Source organism: Actinosynnema sp. NPDC023658 (assembly GCF_040639995.1).
Lineage (GTDB): Bacteria > Actinomycetota > Actinomycetes > Mycobacteriales > Pseudonocardiaceae > Actinosynnema.
In genome coordinates this window covers 1-6,059 of the sequence record NZ_JBFAAX010000355.1, presented here as the reverse complement: position 1 = coordinate 6,059, position 6,059 = coordinate 1, and the positions used below count along the sequence as shown (strand labels likewise).

Sequence of the window (6,059 nt, the reverse complement as noted above, 5' to 3'; positions counted from 1 at the left end):
GCCGGACGAGCGCGACGAACAACCAGGCGTCGTGGATCGGTGACGGCTGGGACATGTCGGTCGGCTTCATCGAGCGCTCGTACATCCCGTGCGCCGCCGACACGATGGACGGCACCACCCCGCCCAAGGACGTCGGTGACATGTGCTGGCGCAGCGACAACGCCACCTCGTCGTACGGCGGGTCCGGCGGCGACCTGATCCTCGACCGGGACAAGGGCTGGCACCTGCGCTCGGACGACGGCGCGCGGGTGGAGCGGATCGGCAATCCCGGCGAGGCGAACGAGTCGTGGAAGATCACCACGGTCGAGGGGACCCAGTACTTCTTCGGGTCCCGCGGCGACGCCGGCTCGACGTGGAAGGTGCCCGTCTTCGGTGACGACGCCGGCGAACCGTGCCACCAGGCGACGTTCGAGGCGTCGCAGTGCGTGATGCCGTGGCGGTGGAACCTGGACCAGGTCGTCGACCGCAACGACAACAAGATCCTCTACGACTACGACGCCGAGACCAACTCCTACGGCCTGGGCAACAAGGACGCCGCGGTGGCCTACACCCGGGGCGGCACGCTGAAGTCCGCGCGGTACGGCCTGAACGCGGCCAACGCCGAGCCGGCCGCCGCCGAGGTCGACTTCGTCACCGCCGACCGGTGCGTGCCGGGCAGCGCCTGCACGTCGGACAACAAGGCCAACTGGCCGGACGTGCCGTGGGACGACAAGTGCGACACGTCGACCTGCAAGGACCGGCACGGCCCGTCGTTCTGGTCGACCAAGCGGTTGGACCGGGTGGTCACCAGCGTCCGCGACGGCTCCGGCTACCGGGCGGTCGAGCAGTGGCAGCTCGACCAGCAGTTCCCGGTGAACGGCGACGGTGAGAAGCCGGCGCTGTGGCTCAAGGGGGTCAGGCACACCGGCCTGGCCGGCGGGTCGATCGAGCTGCCGGCGGTGAAGTTCGAGGGCACGAAGATGCCCAACCGGGTGGAGAAGGTCGACGGCATCGGTCCGCTGCTGCGCTACCGGATCACCGCGATCCAGTCGGAGTCCGGCGGGCTGATCGGGATCACCTACGCCAAGCCGGACTGCGCGGCCGGGCAGCAGCTGCCGGCGCCGGAGCACAACACGCTGCGGTGCTACCCGGTGAAGTGGGCGAAGAAGGACTTCGCCGAGCAGACCGACCACTTCCACAAGTACGTGGTCGAGAAGATCACCGAGTCCGACCGGATCTCGGCCAACCCGGTGCAGGAGACCAGGTACGCGTACCTGGACGGGGCCGCCTGGGCGTGGGACGACTCGGAGTTCACCAAGGACGACCACCGCGACTACAACGTGTTCCACGGCTTCAAGCGGGTGCAGATCCGCAAGGGCGTGCCCGAGGACCCGTCCGGCCCGGTGACCATGACCGAGGAGCGCTACTACCAGGGCATGAACGGCGACCGCCTGCCCGGCGGGACCCGGTCGGCGCAGGTCGTGGACTCCGAGCAGGCGGCCCGCGACGACGACCGCTGGCTGCAGGGCCTGAAGTTCGAGACCGACGTGTTCGACGGCGACTCGGCCAAGGTGTTGTCCAAGGTGATCAGCACGCCGTCGGTCCAGGGGCCGACGGCGACCCGCGGCGCGTTCCGTGCCTACATGGTCCGGCCGGGACCGCAGACCGACTACAAGGCGCTGGCCGCGGGCGGCTGGCGCACCAGCCGGACGGAGCCGACCTACAACGCGCACGGCCTGGTCACCAGGACCAACGACCTGGGCGACACCTCGACCGCGGCCGACGACCTGTGCACGACCACCGACTACGCCGAGAACACCGGCGCGTGGCTGCTCGACCTGCCGTCCCTGGTGACGACGGTGGCGAAGGCGTGCACGGTCACCCCGAGGTTCCCGGACGACGCGGTGTCGGCCACCAGGAGCTTCTACGACGGCGCCACCAGCGCGGGGACCGCACCGGTCCGCGGGAACGTCACCCGGCTGGAGGACCTCGACCAGTGGACCGGCAAGGACCCGGTCACCACGGTGCGGTCCACCAGCGCGTACGACGACTACGGGCGGGTGACCTCGACCAAGGACGCCGACGACAACGAGACGAAGACGGCGTACACGCCGGCGGCGGGCGGCCCGGTGACCCGGACGGTGGTGACCAACGCGGCGAACCAGGCGATCACGACCACCCTGGACACCTCCTACGGCCAGCCGACCCTGGTGGTGGACGCCAACGACAACGTCACCGAGACGACCTACGACGCCCTCGGCCGCCGGACCGAGGTCTGGTTGCCGAACCGGCCGAGGAAGTCGAACCCGCACGGGAACCAGTACTTCTCCTACGCCTACCGCCAGGACGAGCCGACCGTGGTGACCACCACGTCCGTCGGCCCGAACGGCAACTACACGACCGACAAGGAGATCTACGACGGACTGCTGAGGCTGCGGCAGAAGCAGACACCGGCGCCCAACGGCGGCCGGCTGATCGCGGACACCACGTACGACTCGCAGGGCCGTTCGCACCGGACCACCAACCCGTACTTCAACGACGCGCCCGTGGACGACCGGATCTGGATCGCCGGCGACGCCGAGGTCGCCAGCCAGACGGTGAGCACCTACGACGGCGCGGGTCGGCAGAAGACCGAGGTGATCAAGGGCGGCGTCAGCGAGCTGTGGCGGGTCACGGCCGACTACGACGGCGACCGGACGACCGTCACCCCGCCGGCGGGCGCCAACGCGGGCACGTCGATCTACGACGCCCGCGGTCGGCTCGTGGAGATGCGGCAGTACCACGGGACCAAGCCGGAGGGCGCCTACGACAGCACCACCTACGCGTACACGCCCGCCGGACAGCTGGCCAGGATCGTCGACCCGGCCGGCCAGGTCTGGAAGCGCGGCTACGACCTGCACGGTCGCAAGGTCGTGGACGAGGACCCGGACAAGGGCGTCATGACGCTGACCTACGACAAGGTCGGCAACCTGGCCACCAGGAAGGACGCCCGCGGCACGGTCCTGGTGCTCGGCTACGACAACCTCAACCGGAAGACGTCCGAGCGCCTCGACTCGGCGGCGGGCCCGCTGCAGGCGGAGTGGACCTACGACACCGCGCCGTTCGGCAAGGGCCTGCCCGCCACGACCACCCGGTACTCCGACGGCCTCGCCTACCGCACCGCAGTCGAGGCGTACGACCCGCTGGGCAAGATCGCCGGATCCACGATCACGATCCCGGCGAACGCGCGGGAGCCGGGCCTGGCCGGTTCGTACACGACGTACATCGGGTACAAAGCGGACGGCCACGTCGCCGGTCGTAGCTTCACGGAGGTGGCCGGCCTGGCGACGGAGTCGGTGTCCTACACCTACGACGACCTCGGCAACCCGCTGACGATGACCGGCGGCGACGGCGACACGGTCGACTACGTGTCCAAGGCCGAGTACACCCGGTACGGCGAGATCGCCCGCACCACCCTGGGCGACCGGGGCAAGCGGGTGTGGCTGTCGAACTACTACGACCCCAACACCCGCAGGCTCCAGCGGTCGATCGTGGACGCCGAGGTGCCGAACCCGATGCGGGCCGACGTCAACTACGCCTACGACCCGTCCGGGAACGTCACGTCGGTGTCGGACAAGGCCCCCGGCCAGGCCGACACCCAGTGCTTCCGCTACGACCACCTCCAGCGGCTCACCGAGGCGTGGACGCCGGCGTCGGCCGGGTGCGGCACGGACCCGGACGTCGCGACGCTGGGCGGGGTGGCGCCGTACTGGCAGTCGTTCACCTACGACGTGAGCGGCAACCGGTTGACCCAGGTCCAGCACGCGAAGGGCGGCGACACCGTCCAGACGTCGAGGTACCCGGCGTCGGGGCAACCGCGGGCGCACGCGGTGAACGCGATCACCACCAAGGGACCGGGCGTGGACTCCTCCGGCGAGGTGGCCTACGACGCGGCCGGCAACGTCAAGGTCAAGCCGGGTGAGGTGCTGGACTGGGACGCCGAGGGCCACCTGGCCAAGGTGACCCGGGGCGGCAGCGCCACCGAGTTCGTCTACGACGCGGACGGCGAGCGGCTGCTGCGCCGCGACCCCGCCGGCACCACGGTGTACCTGGACGGCCAGGAACTGCGGGTGGCCAGGTCGACCGGCGTGAAGTCGGCCACCCGGTACTACCGGTTCGGTGACCAGACGGTGGCGACGCGCGACTCGGCCGGCCTGACCTGGCTGGCCGGCGACCACCAGGGCACCTCGCAGATCGCCGTGAACAGCGTGAACCTCCAGGTCTCCCGGCGGTGGCAGACGCCGTTCGGCGGGGCGCGCGGCGGTGCGGCGGCGTTCCCCGGCGAGCGCGGTTTCGTGGGCGGGACGAACGACCCGTCCACCGGGCTGGTGCACCTCGGGGCCCGCGAGTACGACCCGGCGCTGGGCCGATTCCTGTCGGTGGACTCGTTGCTGACCATGAACGACCCGCAGACGATGAACGGGTACACCTACTCGGACAACAACCCGCTCACCTACGCGGACCCGTCCGGTCGAAGCCTGTGGGGACGGGTGTTCGGCGCGATCTCCACGTTCGCGAGCATCGGCGCGTTGATCCCGGGGCCGATCGGGATGGTGTTCTGCGCCGTGGCCGTGGTCAGCTCGGTCGCGGACGCCGTCATCTCGGTGAAGGACGGCCACTACGGGACGGCCGTGCTCGACGGGATCTCCGCCGTGACCGGCATCTACGGCAAGGCGCTCGGCTTCGCGATCAAGGGCGCCGACAAGGCGCTGAGAGCCGCGTCGGTGGCCGAGGAGTCGGCGTCGACCGCGAGCAGGGTGGTCGAGGGCGCCAGCAAGGGGCTCGACGGCGCCGCCCTGGGCACCGCCACGCCCGCGTGGATGACCTTCGAGGCCCACTACGCCGAAGAACGCCACGTGGAGGGGCAAGCGCAGATCGAGGAGGCGAAGCGCAAGCAGTGGGAGCAGGAGGAAGAAGCCATGAAGGCCGCGCCGGCCACCGACATGGGCTGCTACGCCGCCGGCAACCGGTCGCAGACCATCAGCTGCGACTCACCGGACGCCGTGCGCCCGCTCGGCGCCTCCTACTGCAAGTCCGGTCTGGCCGTTCCGTCCGACTGCATCTTCAGCCGCAAGGAGCGGATCGACCAGCAGAAGATGCCCGGCCGCACGAACCTCGGTCCGCAACCGACCAAGAAGAACAAGAGCACCGGGCGGCCGAACCCGAGCGACGACTACCGCTGGGGCAGCGAGAACTCGAAGCGGTCCGGGTTCTACGAGACCGATGACGGCATGGTGCACCGCAACAGCGGCGGGGGGAGGGCCATGTTCTGACCGGGTTCCGACCCGCACCCCGGCCGACAGGCCCGGCAGGACCACCTGCCGGGCCTGTCCGGCTGCCCTCCGCTTGTTAGAGTGCGAGGAGGTCAACGGGGGACCGCGACCGGTAGGGGCACCGGTCGGGTGGTCGGGCTGGGGGACGTCGTGCTGCGGTTCCGGGTGCTCGGGGACGTCCGGGTCGTCGTGAGCGGTGAGCGGGTGCCGATCGAGCACCGCCGGCAGCTCGGCGTGCTCGCCACGCTCCTGGTCGAGGTCAACGCGCCCGTGCCGCTCGACGTCCTCACCGATCGGGTCTGGGGCGAGCACCCGCCGCGCCGGCCGCGCGAAGCGCTCTACACCTACCTGTCCCGGCTGCGCACGTCCCTCGAAGGCGTCGAGGGCGTCGTCATCACCCGCGGCTCGCGCGGTTACGCGCTGGAGACCGACCCCGACACCGTGGACCTGCACCGCTTCCGCCGCCTGGTCAAGCAGGCGGCCGGGATCTCGGACACCGCGGCGAAGTGCTCGGTGCTCACCGAGGCGCTGGCGTTGTGGACGGGGCCCGCGTTCGCCGGTGTGGACACCCCGTGGTTCGCCGGGACGCGCGCCGTGCTGGAGAACGAGCACCTGGCGGCCCGCCTGGACCAGCACGACGCGAGCCTGGCCCTGGGCGGGCACGACGTGCTGGTGCCCGTGCTGACGGCCCTGGCCGACGAGCACCCGCTGGACGAGCGCGTGGCCGCGCAGTTGCTGCTCGCCCTGGTCCGCAGCGGTCGCCGGCAC

Annotated in this window: 2 protein-coding genes; both read left to right on the top strand. The window is 70.8% G+C overall.

The genetic code is table 11. The annotated features are described in order from the left end of the window. Positions 1 to 104: 104 nt before the first annotated feature. Positions 105 to 5,291 (top strand): RHS repeat-associated core domain-containing protein, encoded by a 5,187-nt coding sequence (locus AB0G02_RS26175; protein ID WP_360798425.1) that lies wholly within the window; start codon positions 105 to 107, stop codon positions 5,289 to 5,291. Positions 5,292 to 5,420: 129 nt separating this feature from the next. After that, the coding region (locus tag AB0G02_RS26170; protein WP_360798422.1) for an AfsR/SARP family transcriptional regulator at positions 5,421 to 6,059 on the top strand (639 nt) is incomplete at its 3' end.

Coding starts and splice junctions, on each gene's coding strand:
- AB0G02_RS26175 (WP_360798425.1), top strand. CDS start 105: ATGGACGGCACCACCCCGCCCAAGGACGTCGGTGACATGTGCTGGCGC.